We start from the raw sequence: 19,120 nt of genomic DNA on the forward strand, positions 1-19,120 counted from the left end.
TGCTGTTGGCGTTGAACGTCGTCGGTCAGCGGATTCCCGAGGCGGCCAACCACTCGTCGATGTAGTCGACGATCTCCTCCCACTGCGGCGTCAGCATGAGCGCGTGGGGCCGTCCCGGCCACACCCGAAATTCGCTGTCCATGCGGTGCGCCAGGCGGCGCTGCTCGGCGACCGTGAACAGACGATCCCGGTCGCCCGCCATGTTGAGGGTCGGTAGGTTCAATGCGGCCCACCGGACCGACCGCGCGAACCACAGCTCGCGGGCGACACGAGAAGACTCCGGACCGAGCCGCTGGTGGTAGGCCGCCGGGTGAATCGACCGCTCGCCGGACAACAGCCGGCGGGCGACCAGACGCGGCGACCCGATCAGGTGCCGGGGATCGTCGGTGACCAGTCGCCGGAGCGCTGCCAGCGGATGCCGGAGCGCGCCGCGCAGGCCCGAGCGCCAGGTGCCACCGGCCGGTACCGGCGACAGGAAGACCGCCGCCGGCGCACCCTGCGGCGCCCCGGCCAGATAGCGCGCCACGATCGCCCCGCCCATGCCGTGGGATACCAGCACCGGCGCCGGCGTGATCGGTCCCACCTCGCGCGCCAGGCAGTCGACATAGTTCCGCAGGCGGTAGCGGTTGAGGCGTTTGCCCTCGAGTGAGCTCTTCAGGTGGCCGGGAAGGCTGATGACGTGACATTCGTATCCTCTGGTGACGAACCGGCGCAGAAACCACTCCCAGCACCACGCGCCATGATGCGCGCCGTGCAGGAAAAAGAGCGGCACGCGGCGGCGACGCTGGTTCGGTTCGGCCACGAAGTGCTCGATGTATCCCGGGTCATACAGGCTCCTGACGTTGTAGAACGCGACCTCGCTCATGGGCTCTCCGGCGGAACGAACCGAAGTCGGGCGATTCGGATCATCCGCCGCATGCCGGGTAGGTGCTTCAGCGTCCGGACTTTCCAGCTCCAGCGTCGCGCGTAGCGATCGACGTAGCACCACTCCTCGACGAAGCGCAGGCGTTCGCTCCAGGTCTCGATGACGCCGGTGTTCTGGATTCCCCACTGAAACGTCGCGCTCGTCTTCGAGATCGGATGGCGCTGAGAATTGCGCGCCATCAATGGGCTGATCAGCTCGGCCAGCAGGGTGGCGCCGGGGAAAACTTCGGCCATCGCACACAGCAGCGCGCGAACTTCTGCTTCGCTGAAATACATCAATACCCCCTCAGCCACGAACAACAGCGGCCGGGAGCCTGGGTGCTCGACGGCGAATCGCGCCATCCATTCGTGGTCGAGGAGCGAGTGGACGACGAAGCGATGGCGTTCGGTTTCGCGGTAGAACCGCTTCCAGTGCTGGTAAACCTCCTCCAGGTCGAGCTCGAACCAGCTCACGCGGCCGTTGTCGACTCGCGACAGGCGAGTACAAAGACCGGCCCCCAGATTGACGACCGTGGCGTCAGGGTGCGCGTCCAGGAACCGGTTCACCTGCTCGTCCAGGATCTCCGTGCGGATGGCGGTGCCGATCTGGACTTGATCGATGTCTCCGAATCGAGAGAAGTCGTAGTCGAGCCGGTCGAGAATCTCGATCGCCTTCGGATCGCAAATGACACCGTCCTGCCGGCGCGTCTCGAGGCCCTTGGCGTGAAGCGGCAAGAGCAGCGTCTCGGATACACCCGTCAAGCGAGTCATGCGGGTCCTTTCGTCCGTTGAAGAGGTTTGTGGGCAACGCTCAAGGCCGGCACCAGCCAGCCGGCCTCGAAGGCCGCGACCTGGGCGCGCAGGCCGCGGACCATCGCAAGCTGGGTTCTCGACTTGAGACGCAGCAGGTGTGCCCCGGCGACCAGGGGATGGTTGATGCGCATGAGCCGGCCGAGGCGGCGATAGGACGGCGCCGTGTGGGCCGAGATGTCGAGCCAGCGGGTCGCTTCGAAGTCGGCCGCCGCCATCCAATCGTGCCACTCGCTGCGGCTGGGCAACGGCGGCGGAATAGCACAGTCTTCGAGCCCGGCGGTAAAGCGTTCGGCCGCCGCGCGGCCGAGGGCGGCTTCGGTGGCGAAGATGTCCTCGACCACGAGGCGGCCGCCGGGCGCGAGCAGCCGGTAGGCCTCGGCGAGGAAGGCGGGCCGGTCGGTAAGGTGGCAGAGACTCTCCTGCGCCCAAACGATGTCGAACGACCCTGGCGGGGCACCGGTATCGCTCAGGTCACGGACTTCGAACCGAACCCTGGCCGCCGCCGGCCGTCGCGCCGCGAAGGTCCGGGCTTGGTCGATCTGGCCAGGTGCGAAGTCGTACCCGGTCACTTCCACGCCGAACTCCTCGGCCAGCCACAGGGCGGTGCCGCCGGCCCCGCAACCGGCGTCGAGGACTCGCTCTCCGGGCCGCACCTCGGCCGCCTCCGCCATGCGCCGATTCATGTTCGTCAGCGAGTCGGCGTGGTCTTTGGTGTGCTCGTCCCAGTAGCCCAGGTGCATCGCGAGATTGTCTCGGTTCGACCACATCCGCAGGTAGTCGCCGAGGGCGCGGTCGTAGTAGCGCTGCAACTCGCCGGTGCGGTCGGCGGCGGTCATGCGGCCCTCGCCGCGGCCCCGTTCGGGCCGGGGTCGAATTCGGTGTCGAACTGCAGTCCGGCGCGCTCGAGCTGCGCGAGGAACCGATTTGGCTCGACCGCGTCACCCAGGTAACGCACGCCTTGGGCTCGGATCGTCCCGTCGAGGAGCTGAGCTGTCGCGACCGCCGGCACCACCCCGGTCAGCCAGTAGTGGCGGCTGTCGTGCAGCAGGCCGCGGCAGCCAGCCGGGGCTCCGGATCGGTCTCGACCGGCGATCGTCACCGTCAGCAGACCGCCGTTGCCATAGCGCTCGGCTTCGCGCCGGAAAGCCGTCTGAAGCCACCGCACCGCTCGCCTTCGCCTACGGTCGCCGACCAGAGCGACGGCGGTCATCGTCAGCAGGGTGCGGACCCCGAGGAGCGTCGCCCGGCTGCGCAGCCGGCGATACTGCGGGTGGCTCTCGGCGAAGCCGCGCAGCTCCGGAAACAGATGTAGCACCGCAAGCTGGCGTCCCCACGGCGCCGGCAGCCGGGCGATCGATGCCGCCCCGAGCCCACCGCGTCGCCAACGCCCACCGCGGTACAGGCCGCTGGCGCGGAACAGGTTGCGCCGGATGTGCTCAACCTGGTCGAGGGTGCCGGTGGTGGACCAGGCACTGGCATCGCCGTAGATCAGCTCGAGGGAGTCGAAGGTGACCAGGCGCTGGCTCGCCAGAGTGTGCATGTAGCGTGGAAAGACCTCCGACAAGCCCGGGATCCAGCCGGCCGAGATCAACCCGGTCAGGCCGCGCCGGACCAGCTCGTCGCGGCGCCCGGCGAAGGCGTCGTGGACGCTCTCATAGCCCCCGGGATCGACCATGTGCGCACCCTGATCGAACGCCGCTTCGGCGACCCGGGGGCCGATCCGGGCGGTCGGTCCGGCGCAGTTGACGACCACGCTGGCGCCGGCGCAGAAAGCGGCGAGGGACGGCTCGAAGACATCCATGCGGTGACCCGAGACGCGCGGTCCGAGGCGCGCGCTCAGCCCCTCCGCCCGACCGCGATCGCGGCCGCCGATGCGGATCGCGCAGTCGGTCAGGCGCAGCAGCTCGGTGGCCACCACCTCGCCGGTCGCACCGTAACCGCCGACGATGCTGACCACCGGTCGGGTCACGCGCCTTGCTCCTGGAGCACGGCGTTGGCCGCGAGCAGAGCGCGGACGGTGCCAACGAAGCCGTCGGCCAAGGCCTCGATGGTCGAGCGCTCGTAGAGTTCGTGGCTGTAGTACCAAGTCACGTCGAGGACGTCGTCGAGGATCGTGACGCCGACGTTGAGGAGGTAAAGGCGCTCGTTGTCCGGGCCGAACCAGACGTCGACGGATTTCGGCTCGAAGCGTCTGCCGGCTCTTGCCCCGGAGTCCATCCGGCCGACGTGGTTGAAGCTCAGTTGCGGACGCGGTCGGGCGGCGAGGGCTTGGCGGATCTCGAGGTCCGGGTCGAGGTAGCGCAGCACGCCGAAGCTTTGCGAATGGCCCGGCGCCGATGCCATTGCTCGAGCGACCTGTCGACAGGTGGCGTCGGGCGATCCCGTGCCCTCGAAGTAGGCCGGTTGGTTGGCGCTGTACCAGCCGACGCTGCGCGACAGGTCGAGATCGGCGAAGAGTTCGCTGCGGCCGTGGCTGGCGATGTCGAGAAGGACTCCGGCCTCGCCGGTCCATGCGGCCACCGTCTCGACCAAGGCCGCCAGCAGCACGTCGCGCACCCGGGTCTCGCTGCCGGCGCTGCCGATCCGAGTCAGCGCCGCGGTTTCGTCGCGGTCGAGGCTGCGGGTCAGCCGGCGGGTGGTGGACTCTCCGTTGGCGCCGTCGGGATGGTCGACCGGCAGCGGTGGACAGCGCTCCGGGAGACGGGCCAGCCAGCCCTCGAGATCACGCCGCGCCCTGCCGTTCTCCGCCCAGGCGGAGAGTCGCCGCGCCCACTCACGGTACGAGGTGGTAGCCGGCGGCAGGCTCGGCGTTTCGCCTGCGTCGAGCTGGCGGCACGCTTCCTCCAGGTCGTCGATCAGGATGCGCAGTGACACTCCGTCGCCGACCAGGTGATTGAGCACGATCAGCAGTCGATCCCGACCGATGGCGCCGCGCCGGAATAGAACAAAGCGCACGACCGGGCCGTCGCTGAAATGCAGGCTTTGGTGCGCCGCCACGGTGAGACGGGCGATCTCCGCCTCTTGACGGTCGGCGTCGAGCGCCGACAGGTCCTCCTCGATCAGCGACACCGCCTCGCCCGGACCGTGGTTGCGTAGGGTCCAGCGGCCGTCCTCCTGCCGCAGGCGCAGGCGCAGAGCGTCGTGATGATCGAGCAATTGCTGTGCCGCGGTCTGCAGATCGCGCCGGGTGATCGGCGCCCGCAGCTCGAGAATCGTCTCGAGGTTCCAGGCGTGTGGGGTGTCCAGCTCGAAGGCGAGGAACCAGTGAAGAATCGGCGTCATCGGGACGTCCCCGACCGCCGCCACCCGTGGATCGGCCGCTACGTCGACGGCGCGTGCCAGCGCCGCCAGGCCAGCGACGGTCTGGGTGGCGAAGAACTCCGTCGGGGTGACCTGCAGGCCGGCCTGACGGAGCTGGCCGATGAGCTGGATGGCGACGATCGAGTCGCCGCCGAGTTCGAAGAAATTGTCGTGGCGGCCGATCTCGGCGACCGGTAGCCGGGTGCACCAGATGTCTGCGATGCGGCGCTCGAGCTGAGCGCTCTCGCCGGCCGGTGGCGCGTCCGCGGCCATGGCGCCGATCTGCGGCGACGCCGGGGCGGTGCGCCCCGCAGGTTGCTCCGGGAGTTCGAGGCGGCCGTCCGGCAGGCGCTTGCCGTAGCGCAGCGGGCGTTCGCTCCGCCAGGGGCCATGGGCATCCTCCCAGGGGCTATCGGGCCGTGCGAGGTGTCGGAGCAAGTCGCCGTAGGCCTCGAACATGTCGTCGAGCAAGCCGCTCGGGAAGAGCTCGTCGACGGTGTCCCAGCTCAAGCGCAAGCGGCCGTCGAGTTCGAGCACTTGATGGTCGAGCCAGACCTGCGGAGTCTGGGTGATGCCGTAGACCAGCTCGCCGGGGAGCCGCCAGGGGGCGTCGCCGTCGCCGTCGAGGATCAGGGCGCTGGTGAAGACGACCGGGATACTGCCGATGACCGAGGCGCCGCGCCGCTTGGCCAGCTCTTGCAAGACCCGGACGCCGCTGAAGTGACGGTGGTCGAGGTCTTCCCACGACTGCTGCTGGAGAGCACGAGCGCGCTCCAGGAAGGTCGCGGGCCGGCTGTGGTCGACCACCAGCAGATCGATCGACGTGAAGTCGCCGAGCACGCGGTCGATGTCGTCGTGCAGGGGCAGTCGGTTGAACAGGGTCATGTTGACGGTGTAGCGCGGCGTTCGGCTCCACAGCGTCAGGATCTCCGTGAAGGCCGCGAGGAGTGCGATCGACGGCGTCAGCCCGGCCGCGGAGCACCGGCGCCGCAGATGGCCCCAGGCCTCGCGGTCGAGCTCCAACTGGCGGCGGTGAAAGCTCGGAATCGAAACCGCCGCCGGCGCCTGGGCGAGCGGCAGATCGGGACCGCCGGGCAGCTCGTCGAGGCGGTTGAGCCAGTAGTCTCGAGCGCGGAGATAGGTCGACGACCTTTCGAACTCGGTCACCCCTTGGACATAGTCGCGGAACGAGATGCCGATCGGCTCGAGTTCGGCCCCGGGTTCGGCCAGCAGCACCGTCAGCTCGCCCGCCAAGGTCTGCAGGCTGCGGGTGTCGGCGAGCAGCAGGTCGATGCTCAGGTGGATCCGCCAGGTGCCGTCGTGTTTGTGCGACAGGCGCACCTCGAATAGAGGCCAGCGATCGGCCGGCAACACCTGGTGCGACAGCTCTTCGCGGGTTGCGTAGAGGCGGGCCGCGGCGGTGGCCGGGTCCAGGCCGCGCTGGTCGTCGAGGGTGATGTCGAGGTCCGGCACGGTCTCCAGGATCCGCTGCCGTCCGTCCGCGGAGACCACCGCCCGCAGCATGTCGTGGCGCTCGATGAGGATCCGCCAGGCGGCCGCGAAGCGTCCCGGGCAAAGTTTGTCGAGGTCGAGTTCAAAGTATGCGTGACAGGCGACGTTGCCGAGCTCGAAGGCGTCGCTGCGCCCCAACCAATAGGCATGCTGGACGTCGGTTAGGGGGAACGTCCGGTAGCGCCCGGCGGTGTCCGGACGCGCGCGCGGCAGGGGCCCGTCGTCGTCGACCCGCGGGCACTCGGCGAGCTTCGCCGCCAAGGCCGCCACCGTCGGAGACCGAAACAGCTCGCGCATCGACAGCTCGACCCGCAGTTGTTCGCGAATGCGCGCGACAATTCGCATCGCCAGCAGCGAGTGTCCTCCGAGGTCGAAGAAGTTGTCCTCCGGGCCGATCGTGTCGGCGGGCAGGACCTCGCTCCAAATGGCGGCTATCGCCCGCTCGTCGGCGGAGGCGAGTTCGCTCGACCGGTTCGGCGCCGGGTCGGGATCCTGCCCCGGCACCGGCAGGGCCTTCAAATCGACCTTGCCGTTGGAGGTCAGCGGGAAGGCGTCGTGCTGCAGGAAGTGGCGGGGCACCATGTAGTCCGGCAGCTTGGAGGCGATGAACTTGCGCAGCGTGCCGGCGTCGGCCTCACCGCTCGGGATGACGTGCGCCACGAGCTGGCGGTTGTCGCGCTGCTCGCCAGCGGCGACCACCACCGCGTCGCGCACTCCAGGATGCTGGGTCAGGGTCGCCTCGATCTCACCCAGTTCGATGCGATGACCGCGGATCTTCACCTGGAAGTCCTCGCGGCCGAGGAATTCGATGACACCGTTGGGCAAGTACCGGCCGAGGTCACCGGTGTGGTAGAGGCGCTCTCCGGTCTCGGGGTGGACCACGAACCGCTCGGCGGTGCGCGCCTCGTCGCGCCAGTAACCGAGCGCCACTCCGACGCCGCCGATGAACAGTCGCCCCGGAACCCAGTCGGGACGCGGCGCGAAGTTCTCGTCGTACACGTGGAAGGTCTGATTGGCGAGCGGCTTGCCGTAAGGGATGCTGGCGGCCGTCGTCTCGACCTGGCCGATCGGATGGAAGATCGACCAGATCGAGGCCTCCGTCGCACCGCCGAGGCTGATCTGGCGAACCCCGGGGCAGCGGGCCCGCACACGATCCGGCAGGTTGACCGGGATCCAATCGCCGCTGTACATCGCCAGCTCGAGGGTTTCCGGCAGGGGCTCGTCCATGGCGTCGGCGTACTCGATCAGTAGCTGCATCAGAGCCGGCACCGAATTCCACACGGTGACCCGCTGGCGGGCGAGAAGCTCCAGCCAGTGGGCCGGATCGCGGCCGCTGCCGGGGGCCGGCATGACCACCGCGCCGCCGGCCGCCAGCAGACCGAAGATGTCGTGCACGGAGAGATCGAAATTGAGAGCCGACAGCGCCAGAGCCCGGTCACCCCGGCCGATGCCGAAGCGCCGGTTGACGTCGAGGATGGTGTTGACGGCGCCGCGATGATCGATGACCACCCCTTTGGGTTGGCCGGTCGATCCGGACGTGAAGATGACGTAGGCGATGTCCTCGACCTCGGCCTCGTCGACGCGATTCTCCGGCCCGGCCGCGGCGCCCGCCGCCGCTGGTTCAGTGCCAACTGCGTCTGTGCCGACCGCGTCTGTGCCGACCGCGTCTGTGCCGACCGCGTCTGTGCCGACCGCCAGGACGCTGACGTCGGCGGGCCACTCGAGGCCGACCAGGGCAGTCTGGGTGAGTGCGATCCGTGCCTCGCCGGCGGCGAGGATCTGATGCTGCCGGTCGCGCGGGAAGCTCGGGTCAACGGGCAGGTAGGCGGCCCCGGCGCGCAGCACCGCGAGCACCGCCACGATCTGCTCCCAGCCTTTCTCCATGACCACCGCAATGAGGCGGTTGCGGGTCGCGCCTCGGCGTCGGAGCTCGCCCGCGAGATGGCGCGATCGGGCTTCGAGCTCGGCATAGCTCAGGGTGCGATCGACGGCGATCACCGCCGGCTCGTTGGCGTACTCGGCGACCCGTTCGAGGAACAGGCCGTGCAGCGTCGCCTGCGACAGTGGCACTTCGGTAGCGTTGACGGCAGCGCGGCGGTCCGCCTGGTCAGCGGGCAGCAGCCGCGGGACGGCGGTCCACAGCCGGTCCTCGTCGGCCAGGCGGACCAGCAGTTCGCGGTAGGCGGCAAACATGGTGTCCAGCAGGGCGGTGGGGAACAGCTCCTCGACCGCGTCCCAGTTGAGGACCAGGTGGCCGGAGCGTTCATAGACCTGATGATCGAGCCACACCTGCGGCGTCTGCGAGACCGCGTACACCATCTCGCCAAGCCAGTCGAGTTCGACGTCGGACAGGGCGCTGGTGAACACCACCGGCATGACGGCGCCGGCGTCTCGGCCGCTGACCCGCGCCATCTCGCGCAGGACCTCGACGCCGCTGACCTGCCGATGGTCGAGGGCGCTGCCGAGCTGGCGTTGCAGGGCGCGGGCGCGGGTCACGAAGTCGGCTGGCTCGCTGAGATCGACGCCGAGCAGCACCATCGACGTGAAATCGCCGACGATCTTGTGGATGTCCTGGTGCAGCGGCAGGCGGTTGAAGAGAGTTGCGTTGAGGGTGAAGCGCGGGCTCTTGCACCAGGTCGCGAGGATGTGCGCGTAGGCGGTCGCGAGCACCACCGACGAGGTCAGGCCGAGGTCGGCGGCGCGCCCCTGCAGCCGCTTCCAGGTGTCTGGCTCCAGCTCGGTGGTGCGGCGCACAAACACCGGCTTGTCGACCAGGGCCGGCCGCTTGGCAAGGGGGAGCTCCGGGGCCGGCGGCAGCGCCGCGATGCGCTCGCGCCAGAACTCCAAGGCGCGCTGATATGAAGGCGAGTCGCGATGGGCGATCTCGCTGAGCACGTAGTCTCTAAAGGACAGGTCGAGAGGATCCAGAACGGTGTCCGGCTGGTGGTAGAGCTGGGTCAGCTCGCGGCACAGGATGAGGATGCTGCCGACATCGGCGATCAGCAGGTCGAGGCTGAGGTGAAAGCGCACGCGGTCGTCGAGCTGGTGAGCCCGGAGTTCGAACAACGGCCACTCGGTGCCCGGCAGTACCTGGTGCGACATGCGCGCGCGCACCCGATCGAGGTGCTCGGCGGCGCCCTCTGCCGGTAGCCCGCGCAGGTCGTCGACCTCGATGGTGTAGGCGGGGGCGGTTTCCAGGACCTGCTGCTGGCCGTCCTCGAGGATCACCGCCCGCAGCATGTCGTGGCGCTCGATCAGGCGCTGCCAGGCACGCTCCAGGCGCGCGACGTCGAGACCCGGGCTGTCGAACTCGCCGTAGAAGTGGGTCGACACCCGGCCCATCTCGAAGGCGTCGGTGCGGCCGATCCAGTACGCCTGCTGAATCTCATTGAGTGGGAACGGCTGGTGGCGTCGGTCGGGGTCGGGGGAGAGCTGCAGCGGATCGCCGGCTACGTCGGTGGCGGATTGCGGCAGCCGGTGGCGCACGATGTCGAGCAGCTCGGCGACGCTCGGTCCGGAGATCAGCTCTTCCATGGGCACTTCGACCCCGGTGCCGGCTTGGATGCCGTTCTTGAGTTCAAGGGCGATCAGCGAGTCGAGCCCCATGCGGTTCAGCGGCCGATCAAGGGGAAGCTGCTCGGAGCCCACCGCGAGGAGGCGACCGACCAGCCGCTGCAGTTCGTCCCCCAGGCGCTCGTCGAGCTCGTCTCCGGAGAGCGCCAGCAGGGCCGCCCGATCGAGGTCCGGAGCGCCGGTGGCGGCGTGCTCGCCGTTTTCGTTCAAGAGTTCGCCGAGAAAGGCCCGCGCCGCTGGCCGAGCCTCGACGAAGCGTTCCGGATCCAGGGCCGTCACCACCGCCTCGGTGACGCCGGCGGCCATCAGCCGGTCGAGGGCATCGAGGCACTGGCGCGGGCCGAGGGTCTCGACCCCGTACTGGCCGGCGCGCAGATCCTGGCGCGCCAGCCCCAAGTGGCGCCACGGGCCCCAGGCGACCGCCAGGGCCGGCAGCCCGCGCGCCCGGCGGTAGCGGGCGAGGCCGTCGAGGAAGGCGTTGGCCGCGGCGTAGTTTCCCTGTCCCGGCGAGCCGAGGGTTCCGGCGACGGACGAGAACAGCACGAAGAAGTCGAGGGGTTGATCCTCGAAGGCGCTGTGGAGCAGCCAGGCGCCGCGTGCCTTCGGCCGCCACGCCGAGCGAAACTGCTCGGCATCCATCTGGCTCACCACGCCGTCGCGGAGCACGCCCGCGGCGTGCACGACGCCGCGGATCGGCGGCCAGCCTTCGGTCTCGTATTGGTCCAGGAAGGCCGCGAGCTCGCTCGCCTCGCCGATGTCGACGGCGGCCAGGTGGACCGCTGCTCCGAGGGCCTCGAGCTTGCGGATGCGCTGGGCGCGCTGGGCGTTGCGACTGCCGGCCGGCAGTTCGCGCCACGCCCCGCGGGGCGGCATCGGCGTGCGCCCCAACAGGATGACGCGCCGAATTCCGCGCGCGACCAGATGGCGCGCGACCTCCAGACCGAGGTCGCCCAGCCCGCCGGTGATGAGGCAGGCGCCGGCGGCGAATGGCCGGCCGGGCCGCGGCGGCACCGCGGCGAGCGCCAGGTGAGGGGTATATCGGCGCCCAGCGCGAAGGGCGACTTGAGCCGCCTCGCCGTTGGCCGCGAAACAGTGGGCAAGCAGCGCGTCGTAGTCGGCGGGCTCCGGCCTCGGGGGCAGATCCACCAGGGCGCTGGCCAGCTTCGGATGTTCCGCGACCACGACCCGTCCCAATCCCCACAGCGCCGACCCGCCGGGATTGCCCGCCGGCTCGTCAGCGGTGCTGCCGGCGCTGCACGCGCCACGGGTCACGATGCAGAGCGGCGGCGGGCTGTCTTGGCCGTCGTCCACCAGCGCCTGCACCAGGTGTAGAAGGCCGAGGCACGGTTCCTCGTCCGGTACCCGGGGATCCTCCGGCTCGTCGCCGAGGCTCCAAAGATGCAGGATCCGGTCCATCCGGCGGCCTTCGGCGCGCAGCGTAGCGAAGAGGTCGCGAAATTCTTGCGCGGAGTCGGCGGCGATCTCGAATCGGTTGGCGCCCAGTCGACAAAGCCCCTCGCCCCGGGCGACGGCGATGTATTCCTGGCCTCTGGCCTCGAGGCGGGTCAGCAGGTCGGCGGCGACTCCGCGGCCGTTGGCCAACACTAGCCAGTTCAAACGCTCCTCGGCCTCCGTGGCGGCGTCGGCCGGCTGCTCATCAGGCTGCCAGGCGACTTCGTAGAGCAGTTTGCCGAGGGACCGAAGGGACTCGACGGAGGTCCCCAGGCGCACGAGCCGCAGGCCCTCGAGATCGACCAGCGGCCGACCACCGTGGTCGAACACCAGGACGTCGGCGATGATCTCTTCTGGGTTCGGTTCCTGCGAGCGGACGCGCGCGTGGCTCCACAGCGGGCCGGCAGGGCGACCGTGCCATTGCATCGATGCGACCTCGGCGGGCAGGAAGGTGCCGCCCATCTCGTCGCCGACCGCCGCCGCGATCGGGTGCAGGCACGAGTCGAGCAGCGCCGGGTGGAAGGCGTAGCGGGCCAGCTCCGCCGCCGGCAGGTCGAGGCTGATGGCGGCCAAGGCCTCACCGGGCCGCCGCCACAGTTCCTGGACGCCGCGCAGGCGCGGTCCGTAGGCGAGGCCGCGGGCAGCGAGGGAGGCGTAGAGGCGGTCGGCTCCGACTCGATCCGTGCAGCGCTCGCGAACCGCATTCAGGTTGAGGGAAGGTGCCGCGTCCGGGCGGTCGGCGGCGGCGCACCGGCCGGTCGCGTGCAGCATCCAAGAGCCCTCGTCGAGGTCGCTGCCGTCGTCGCTCGCGCTGTCGATTCGGAATCCGCCGCTATTGTCCAGCCGCACCCGCACCAGGCGGCTGCCCTGCTGCGGCAGGTGGAGTGGCTGCTCGAAGGCGACATCGGTCAGGGCGAAGGCAGAGGGCCCGTCGTCGGCGGCTGCCGACCAGGCCATTTCCAGCCACGATGCGCCGGGCATCACGGCCGTGCCGTGTACGACGTGATCGTCCAGGAACTCGGGCGAAGTGCGCGAGATTCGATGCAGGGTGTCATCGCCGCCGTCGCTGCCGCGCCGCCGCGAGCGCGGCTCGAGGGAGTGCCAGTAGCGTCGCCGCTCGAACGGGTAGGTGGGCAGCGGAGCGCCGCCCCGGCGTTCGCCATAGAGCGCTCGCCAATCGGGGTCGACCCCGCGGGCATAGAGTGTCGCCAGCGCCTCGTGCATGCATTTCCAGTCGCCGCGGCCGCGCCGCAGGGTTGCCACGCAGGTGGCGGCGCCGCTCAGCAGGCGCTGGACCATCGGTGTCAGGATCGGGGTCGGTCCGATCTCCAGGAAGACATCGCAGCCGAGTTCGGTCAGGTGGGTGACGCCGTCTTGGAAACGCACCGTCTCGAGGACGTGCCGGCCGGCATAGGCAGCGTAGTCTTCGATCGCCAGTGGCTCGGCGGTGACGTTGGCAATGATGGGCAGCTCGGGCGACCGGAGTTCGGCCTCCTCGACGGCTCGGCGATAGTCTTCCACCATCGGCTGCATAAGCGGCGAGTGGAAGGCGTGGGAGACCTTCAGTAGGCGCGCCTTCACCCCGACCTCGGCCAGGCGCGCGAGCCCTTGGCGGACCGCCGCGGCGGCGCCCGACAGGACGACGTTGTCGGGGCCGTTGACGGCCGCGATGGCGACCTCTGCGGCGAAGGGCTCGATGGCCGCCGCGACCGTCGCCTCGTCGGCGAAGGCGGCGGCCATCAATCCGTTTTCGGGCAGCGCCTGCATCAGCCGCCCGCGTTCGGCCGCCAGCAGCACGGCATCCTCGACTCCCAGCGCGCCGGCGGTGGCGAGAGCGGCCAACTCCCCGACGCTGTGGCCGAGCACGTAGGCGGGAGTGACGCCCCACGCCCGCCAACGCTCGGCCAGCGCACACTCGAGGGCGACCAGCGCCGGCTGAGTCCAGGCGGTGCGGTCGATCTCCCGTGGCGACGGTCGTCCGGCGAGCACATCGAGCAGCGAGCCAAAGCCGTGCTCGGCGAGTCGTTCGTGGCAGCGTTCGATAGTGGCCCGGAACTCGGGCACGGTGTCGAAGAGCTGGCGACCCATGTCGACCGCCTGCGCGCCCTGTCCGGTGAACAGGAAGGCGACTTGCGGCGACCGCGACGAGGCGTCCGGCACGATCTCCTCGAGGGTCGCCTCGACGCCGTCGGCGACGATCGTGTCCAGGCGTCCTCGGAGTTCCGCCGTCGAGCCGGCGACGAGGCCCAGCCGGTGGCGGAAGTGGGTGCGTCCCAGGGCGGCCGTCCGGCACAGGTCGGCCAGGTCTGCACTCGGGTGGTCGTCCAGGAACCGGGCATGGCGGCGGGCCGCCGCGCCGAGCGCCTCGACGGAGTGGGCCGATAGCGGGAACAGATGCGTGGGGCGGGTCGCCGGGCCGTCCTGGTCCGGATGGGCCGGCGGTGCCGCCTCGAGGAGAACGTGCGAGTTGGTGCCGCTGATGCCGAACGAACTCACTCCAGCGAGGGCGGTAGCGGCCCGGCCGTTGTCGCCGGTCGGCCACGGCCGGAGCTGATCGACCACCCTTAGCCGCAGGTCGTCGAATGGAATGTGGGGATTCGGCGTCTCGAAATGCAGGCTCGGCGGGATCTCCCGGTGCTTCAGCATCAGCGTCGTCTTGATCAGCCCGGCGATGCCGGCGGCTCCCTCCAGATGACCGATATTGCTCTTGATCGTTCCGAGCAGGAGCGGGTCGGAGGCCGGTCGTTCGGCGCCGACCACGGCGCCCAGGGCGGCCGCCTCGATCGAGTCACCGAGCAGGGTGCCGGTGCCGTGGGCCTCCAGGTACTGAAGGTCGCCGGGGGACACTCCAGCGGAGCGGCACGCCGACCGCAGAACCAACTCCTGGGCGCTGCGGTTCGGCGCCGCGAGGCCGTTCGACAAACCGTCTTGGTTGATCGCGCTGCCGCGGATCACCGCCCAGATGGGATCGCCGTCGTGGATCGCCTGATCTAGCGCCTTCAGCACCACCAGCCCGGCGCCTTCACCCCGGACGTAGCCGTTGGCGCGGGCGTCGAAGGCCTTGCAGCGACCGTCCGGCGAAGTGATCCCGGCCTTGGTGAAGGTGACCGTACGCTCCGGCTCCAGGAGCAGGTTGGCGCCGCCCGCCAGCGCCAGGGTCGACTCGCCGGAAAGCAGGCTCTGGCAGGCCAGGTGGACGGCGACCAGCGACGACGAGCAGGCGGTGTCGACCACCAGGCTCGGGCCGCGCAGGTTGAAGGTGTACGACAGGCGGCCGGCGGCTGTGCTCATCAGCGTTCCGGTGGCGCAGAAGCTGTTGATGCTGGTGGGCTCCTCGAGAAAAGGATTCCCGTAGTCCATGTTGCACAGACCGATGAAAACGCCGCTCGCCGAGCCGGCCAACGACTCGGGCACGATCGCCGCCGCCTCCAGCGACTCCCAGGCGAGTTCGAGGAGCAGCCGATGCTGCGGGTCGATGATCGGTGCCTCCCGCGGCGCGATCCGGAAGAACAACGGATCGAACTCGTCAATGCGGTCGAGAAAGCCGCCCCAACGGGTATTCATCTTGCCCGGGGCGTGGGTGTCCGGATCGTAAAAATGGCTGCTGTCCCATCGGTTCGCCGGCACTTCGGTGACGGCATCCCGGCCGTCGCGCAGGAGCTGCCACAGCTCGTCCGGCGAGCTGGCGCCGGGGAAGCGGCAGCTCAGACCGACGATCGCGACCGCGCCGGAGCGGGTCGGCGCGCTCACCGGGCCAGGGTCGCGAGGTGGGCCGACAACTGGCTGATGGTCGAGAAGTCGTAAAGCAGCGTCGGCGGCAGCCGCTGGTGCAGCCGGTCTTCCATATCCCCGGAGATCCCGACCGCTTCGAGGGAAGTCAGGCCCAGGTCGGTGAACGGGGTGTTGGGGTCGACGTCGCCGCTCGCGACTCCAGTCGCCTCCGCGATGTGCTCCTTCAGCCAGGCGCCGATGGTGTTGACATCGGCCTTGCGATCACTACGTTCTCTGCCCATCCCTACTCCTTGTGAAGGCTATACAGTTCTGCATTGAAGTCTGGCCGTCCGGCCGGATTTGTTCATCGGCGAGGACCCCCTCGAGGCGGCCGCCGAGGTAGAGGTCGCGGCATCGGCGATGCTGCACCTTGCCGCTGGTCGTCTTGGGCACTCGACCCGGCTTGAGCAGGACCACGTCGGCCAGGCGGAGCTCGAACTCGCGCGAGATCAGCCGCCGAATCGCCGACCGCAGGGCGCCGAGATCGCCGTGCAGGTGACCTCGCGGCACCTCGTGGACCACCACCGGCGCTTCGCGTTCGCCCCGGTCCACCGCGAAGGCGGCACCCGAGACGGCGCGCAGTTCCGGCAGCGCTCGGCCGATGGCGAAGATCAGGTCGTTGGGGTAGAAGTTGGCGCCGTTGACGATGATGACGTCCTTGCAGCGGCCGACGATGAACAGCTCACCGGCGACCAGGAACCCGAGGTCGCCGGTGCGCAGGAACGGTCCTCGACCATCGGCGGTCACGGCGCGGAATTGTTGCTCGTTGGTGGCTTGGTGGTTCAGGTAGCCGGCGGTCACGCTCGGGCCGCCGACCCAGATCTCGCCGACCCGCTGATCGGCGCAAGGGACGAGGGTGTCGGGGTCGACGATCAACAGCCGGCTGTGTTCGATGACAGTGCCGCAGCCCACCACGTCGCGGGCGTCGTCGGCGCTGAGCGGCGCTTCGACCCGGCGTGCGGCGAGCCCGCTCGACGACACCGTGCGGTAGATCGGCGCGGCGTGACGGTCACCGCCGGTGACCATCAGGGTGGACTCGGCCAATCCGTAGGCGGGGTAGGGCGTTCGGGACCCGAATCCGTAGGCTGCGAAGCGCTCGCTGAAGCGCTCCAGGGTGGACCGCCGGACCGGTTCCGAACCGTTGAAGGCGACCTGCCAGCAGCTCAGGTCGAGGCCTTCGCACTGGCCATCGTCGACTCGGTCGACGCAGGCTTCGTAGGCGAAGTTGGGAGCTCCCGAAATGGTCGCCCGGAATCGAGAAATGGCGCGCAGCCACCGGCCCGGGCGCTGCAGAAAGGCGACGGGCGGCATCAGCGCCGTAGGGAACCCGCTGAACACGCCCTGCAGGATCACGCCGATGAGACCCATGTCGTGGAAGTGCGGCAGCCAGTAGACCCCGCGGCTCGCCTCGTCGGTGCCCCAGCGCCGCTTCATCGCCGCCGAGTTGTGCACGAGATTGCCGTGGCTGACCATCACTCCGCGCGGTGCCGAGGTCGAGCCCGAGGTGTACTGCAGAAACGCCTGGTCGCTGGGCCGCGGGAGGATCGCCGGCGAGGTGTCGCCGGCGCTGGGATCGGGGCGATCGGTCGCCAGCCAACGGGCGGGCACCAGCTCGCGGACTTCCGCCCCTGGAGGCCGAAGATCGCCGTCCAGGCGATCGAGCAGGCTGCCTGTGGTGAGGACGAGTTCGGCCTGGGCGTCGCGCAGGATCGGGCGGATCCGGTCCAGCTTCTGCGCTCGAGTCGGCGGGTACACCGGGATCGCTACGATGCGGGCGTACAGGCAAGCGAAGAACGTCCAGATCAGCGGCAGGCCGGACGGGAACAGCAGCAGCGCCCGGGCTCCCGGCCGGGCGTGCTGGGCGAGCTGCGCGGCGACCGCCCGCGCCTGGCGGGCGAGGGCTTCGAAGCTGAGTTCACCGTCCGGTTCCTCGCCGTCGGGCAGGAACGTGAAGCTCAGCGCCTCGGCTTGGGTGCGGGCGCGACGCTCCAGAATGTCCACCAGGGTGTCGCGACCATGGCTCACCGAAGACGACGTCACGGGTCCAGATCTCCCAAGCGATAGCGCACTTGCATGCCGTGGCGCAGGACCGGGATGATCGCTAGCAAGACGAACCATGGGTTGCCGAGCACCAGTTCGATATCCCGGTGAAAGAGGTAGAAGACGGTACCGATGGCGACGATTTCGACCGCCGCCGACACGCCACGCATCACCAGGTACACCCACTTGTCGATTTGCTGCTCCATCTTGTAGAGCGGTTGATCGAGGAGCCGGTCGAAGCGATGCAGCAAGCGGCTGCCGGCGTCGACCATTTGCTCCAGTCGCAGGTAGGTGACCTTGGGGGTGCGATGGCGCAGAGCGCGCTTAGCGCGTTTGCGCAGGCGCTTGTGGGCCCGCTTTCCGGCCGAGTCCAGGTACTTCTTGAACTCCTTGAAGTAGTCCAGCTTGCGATCCAGGCGGACCGCCAGGGTGTCGTAGAGCAGACTGGCTCGAACCATGCGCAGCGCGTCGCGCTGCATCGGCATCTCGTACTTGCGCGAGATTCGGATGAACGAGAGCCACAGCTTGGCGGTGGTGCGCTCCCACCACTCCGAGTGCTTACTCTTGATCGCGTACACGACCTGCCGGTACTCCGCCTCGAGCTCCTTGATCAAGGCTTCGATGTCCTTGGGCGGGAGAGGCTCCAGCAGCCCGAGAATGGACTCGGCCATGCCGGTGACGTCGCGAGCCGCATAGCGCAGGCTGAACTCCTGCATCGACAAGATCTTGCCGCGGCTGAAGGCGCCGCAGGAGCCGAAGTCGATGAATACCAGGCGACTGCCGGGCTTCACCAAGATGTTGGCCGGATGGGGATCGGCGTGGAAGAAGAGGTTCTCCATCATCCCCCAGTAGTTGACCCACATCATGCGGCGCGCGACCTTGCTCGGCTTGATGTCGAGTTCGCGCAGTAACTGCTGGCCGCCGCTCTTGCGCTCGTTGGCAGCGAGCACATCCTTGAGCGCCATCGCCGCCACGAACTGCTGCGTCAGGACCCTACCGGTCGACAGGTCCGGGTAGACCCGCGGCGCGGTGAAGAAGCGCTTTCCGCTCTTGCGCGCCCGGCGGCGAAACAGCTCCTGGTAGCGCGCCTCCTTGCGGAAGTCGATTTCTTCTTTGAGGGTGTCCTGGAGCTCGTCGACCACGTTCTCGAGGATTCCCGGTCGAACCGCCCCGGCGGCCCGGGCCAGCCGGGTCAACCACCGAAAGGCCGCGACGTCGGCGGCCAGCTCGCGACCGATGCTCGGCCGCTGCACCTTGATCGCGACCTCCTGGCCGCCGCGCAGCACCGCTCGGTAGACGCAGGCGATCGATGCCGAGCCGATCGGCGATGGGTCGAAGGCCTGGCAGATTTTGCCGAGCGGCCGTCCCAGCTCGCGCTCGACGATGGCCACCGCCTCGGCGGTCGGTAGCGGCGGCACCTCGTCGAGCATCTTGCCCAGCTCGATGCAGTACACGTAGGGAAGCAGGTCGACGCGCATGGCGAGCTGCTGGCCGAACTTGAGAAATGTCCCCCCCATCTGCTCGAAGATCCGGCGCAGCCTTTCGCCACGCCGTTGAACCGAGTCGCGGCGAGTCAGCACATCGAAGAGGTTCCCGACTACGAAGCAGGCCGCGGCGTAGCACCACAGGAGAAAGCGCCAGGCGGTCAGTTGGAGGGTGGCTCGAAAGGCGACCTCGGACATGACCGTCGGCGCCAAGTAATCCTCGGTGCGGGCGGCGGAGGTCACGCGGCGGGCGCCGAGTGGGAGAACGACCC

8 protein-coding genes are annotated in these 19,120 nt (G+C 69.2%); all 8 read right to left on the bottom strand.

Features of this window, described 5'->3' with window-relative positions:
• Window positions 1-25: 25 nt before the first annotated feature.
• From AAF481_16505 to AAF481_16540, 8 genes are read right to left on the bottom strand one after another with little or no spacing between them, the layout of a single operon-like run.
• Window positions 26-865 carry an alpha/beta hydrolase gene (locus AAF481_16505; protein MEM7482777.1) on the bottom strand — a complete coding sequence of 280 codons (840 nt, stop codon included), beginning with the start codon at window positions 863-865 and terminating at the stop codon, window positions 26-28.
• A complete protein-coding gene (locus tag AAF481_16510; protein ID MEM7482778.1) occupies window positions 862-1,674 on the bottom strand; it encodes a class I SAM-dependent methyltransferase in 813 nt (270 codons plus the stop codon). The genes AAF481_16505 and AAF481_16510 overlap by 4 nt, the downstream gene beginning before the upstream one ends.
• Window positions 1,671-2,552 carry a methyltransferase domain-containing protein gene (locus AAF481_16515; protein MEM7482779.1) on the bottom strand — a complete coding sequence of 294 codons (882 nt, stop codon included), beginning with the start codon at window positions 2,550-2,552 and terminating at the stop codon, window positions 1,671-1,673. The genes AAF481_16510 and AAF481_16515 overlap by 4 nt, the downstream gene beginning before the upstream one ends.
• The gene (locus AAF481_16520) at window positions 2,549-3,685 is read right to left on the bottom strand and encodes a saccharopine dehydrogenase NADP-binding domain-containing protein (protein MEM7482780.1); all 1,137 of its coding nucleotides are present in this window, start codon (window positions 3,683-3,685) and stop codon (window positions 2,549-2,551) included. Before AAF481_16520 ends, AAF481_16515 begins: the two co-directional genes overlap by 4 nt.
• Entirely contained in the window at window positions 3,682-15,303 is an 11,622-nt protein-coding gene (locus tag AAF481_16525; protein MEM7482781.1) for an amino acid adenylation domain-containing protein, read from the bottom strand. The genes AAF481_16520 and AAF481_16525 overlap by 4 nt, the downstream gene beginning before the upstream one ends.
• Window positions 15,300-15,566 carry an acyl carrier protein gene (locus tag AAF481_16530; GenBank protein MEM7482782.1) on the bottom strand — a complete coding sequence of 89 codons (267 nt, stop codon included), beginning with the start codon at window positions 15,564-15,566 and terminating at the stop codon, window positions 15,300-15,302. Before AAF481_16530 ends, AAF481_16525 begins: the two co-directional genes overlap by 4 nt.
• Window positions 15,550-17,364: a fatty acyl-AMP ligase gene (locus AAF481_16535; GenBank protein ID MEM7482783.1), complete on the bottom strand. Its 1,815-nt coding sequence runs from the start codon at window positions 17,362-17,364 to the stop codon at window positions 15,550-15,552. The genes AAF481_16530 and AAF481_16535 overlap by 17 nt, the downstream gene beginning before the upstream one ends.
• The gene (locus AAF481_16540) at window positions 17,361-19,091 is read right to left on the bottom strand and encodes an AarF/ABC1/UbiB kinase family protein (GenBank protein ID MEM7482784.1); all 1,731 of its coding nucleotides are present in this window, start codon (window positions 19,089-19,091) and stop codon (window positions 17,361-17,363) included. The genes AAF481_16535 and AAF481_16540 overlap by 4 nt, the downstream gene beginning before the upstream one ends.
• Between the last annotated feature and the right edge of the window lie 29 nt (window positions 19,092-19,120).

It is taken from the genome of Acidobacteriota bacterium (genome assembly GCA_039030395.1).
Taxonomy (GTDB): Bacteria; Acidobacteriota; Thermoanaerobaculia; order Multivoradales; family JBCCEF01; genus JBCCEF01.

Coding starts and splice junctions, on each gene's coding strand:
- AAF481_16515 (MEM7482779.1), bottom strand. CDS start 2,552: ATGACCGCCGCCGACCGCACCGGCGAGTTGCAGCGCTACTACGACCGC.
- AAF481_16510 (MEM7482778.1), bottom strand. CDS start 1,674: ATGACTCGCTTGACGGGTGTATCCGAGACGCTGCTCTTGCCGCTTCAC.
- AAF481_16530 (MEM7482782.1), bottom strand. CDS start 15,566: ATGGGCAGAGAACGTAGTGATCGCAAGGCCGATGTCAACACCATCGGC.
- AAF481_16505 (MEM7482777.1), bottom strand. CDS start 865: ATGAGCGAGGTCGCGTTCTACAACGTCAGGAGCCTGTATGACCCGGGA.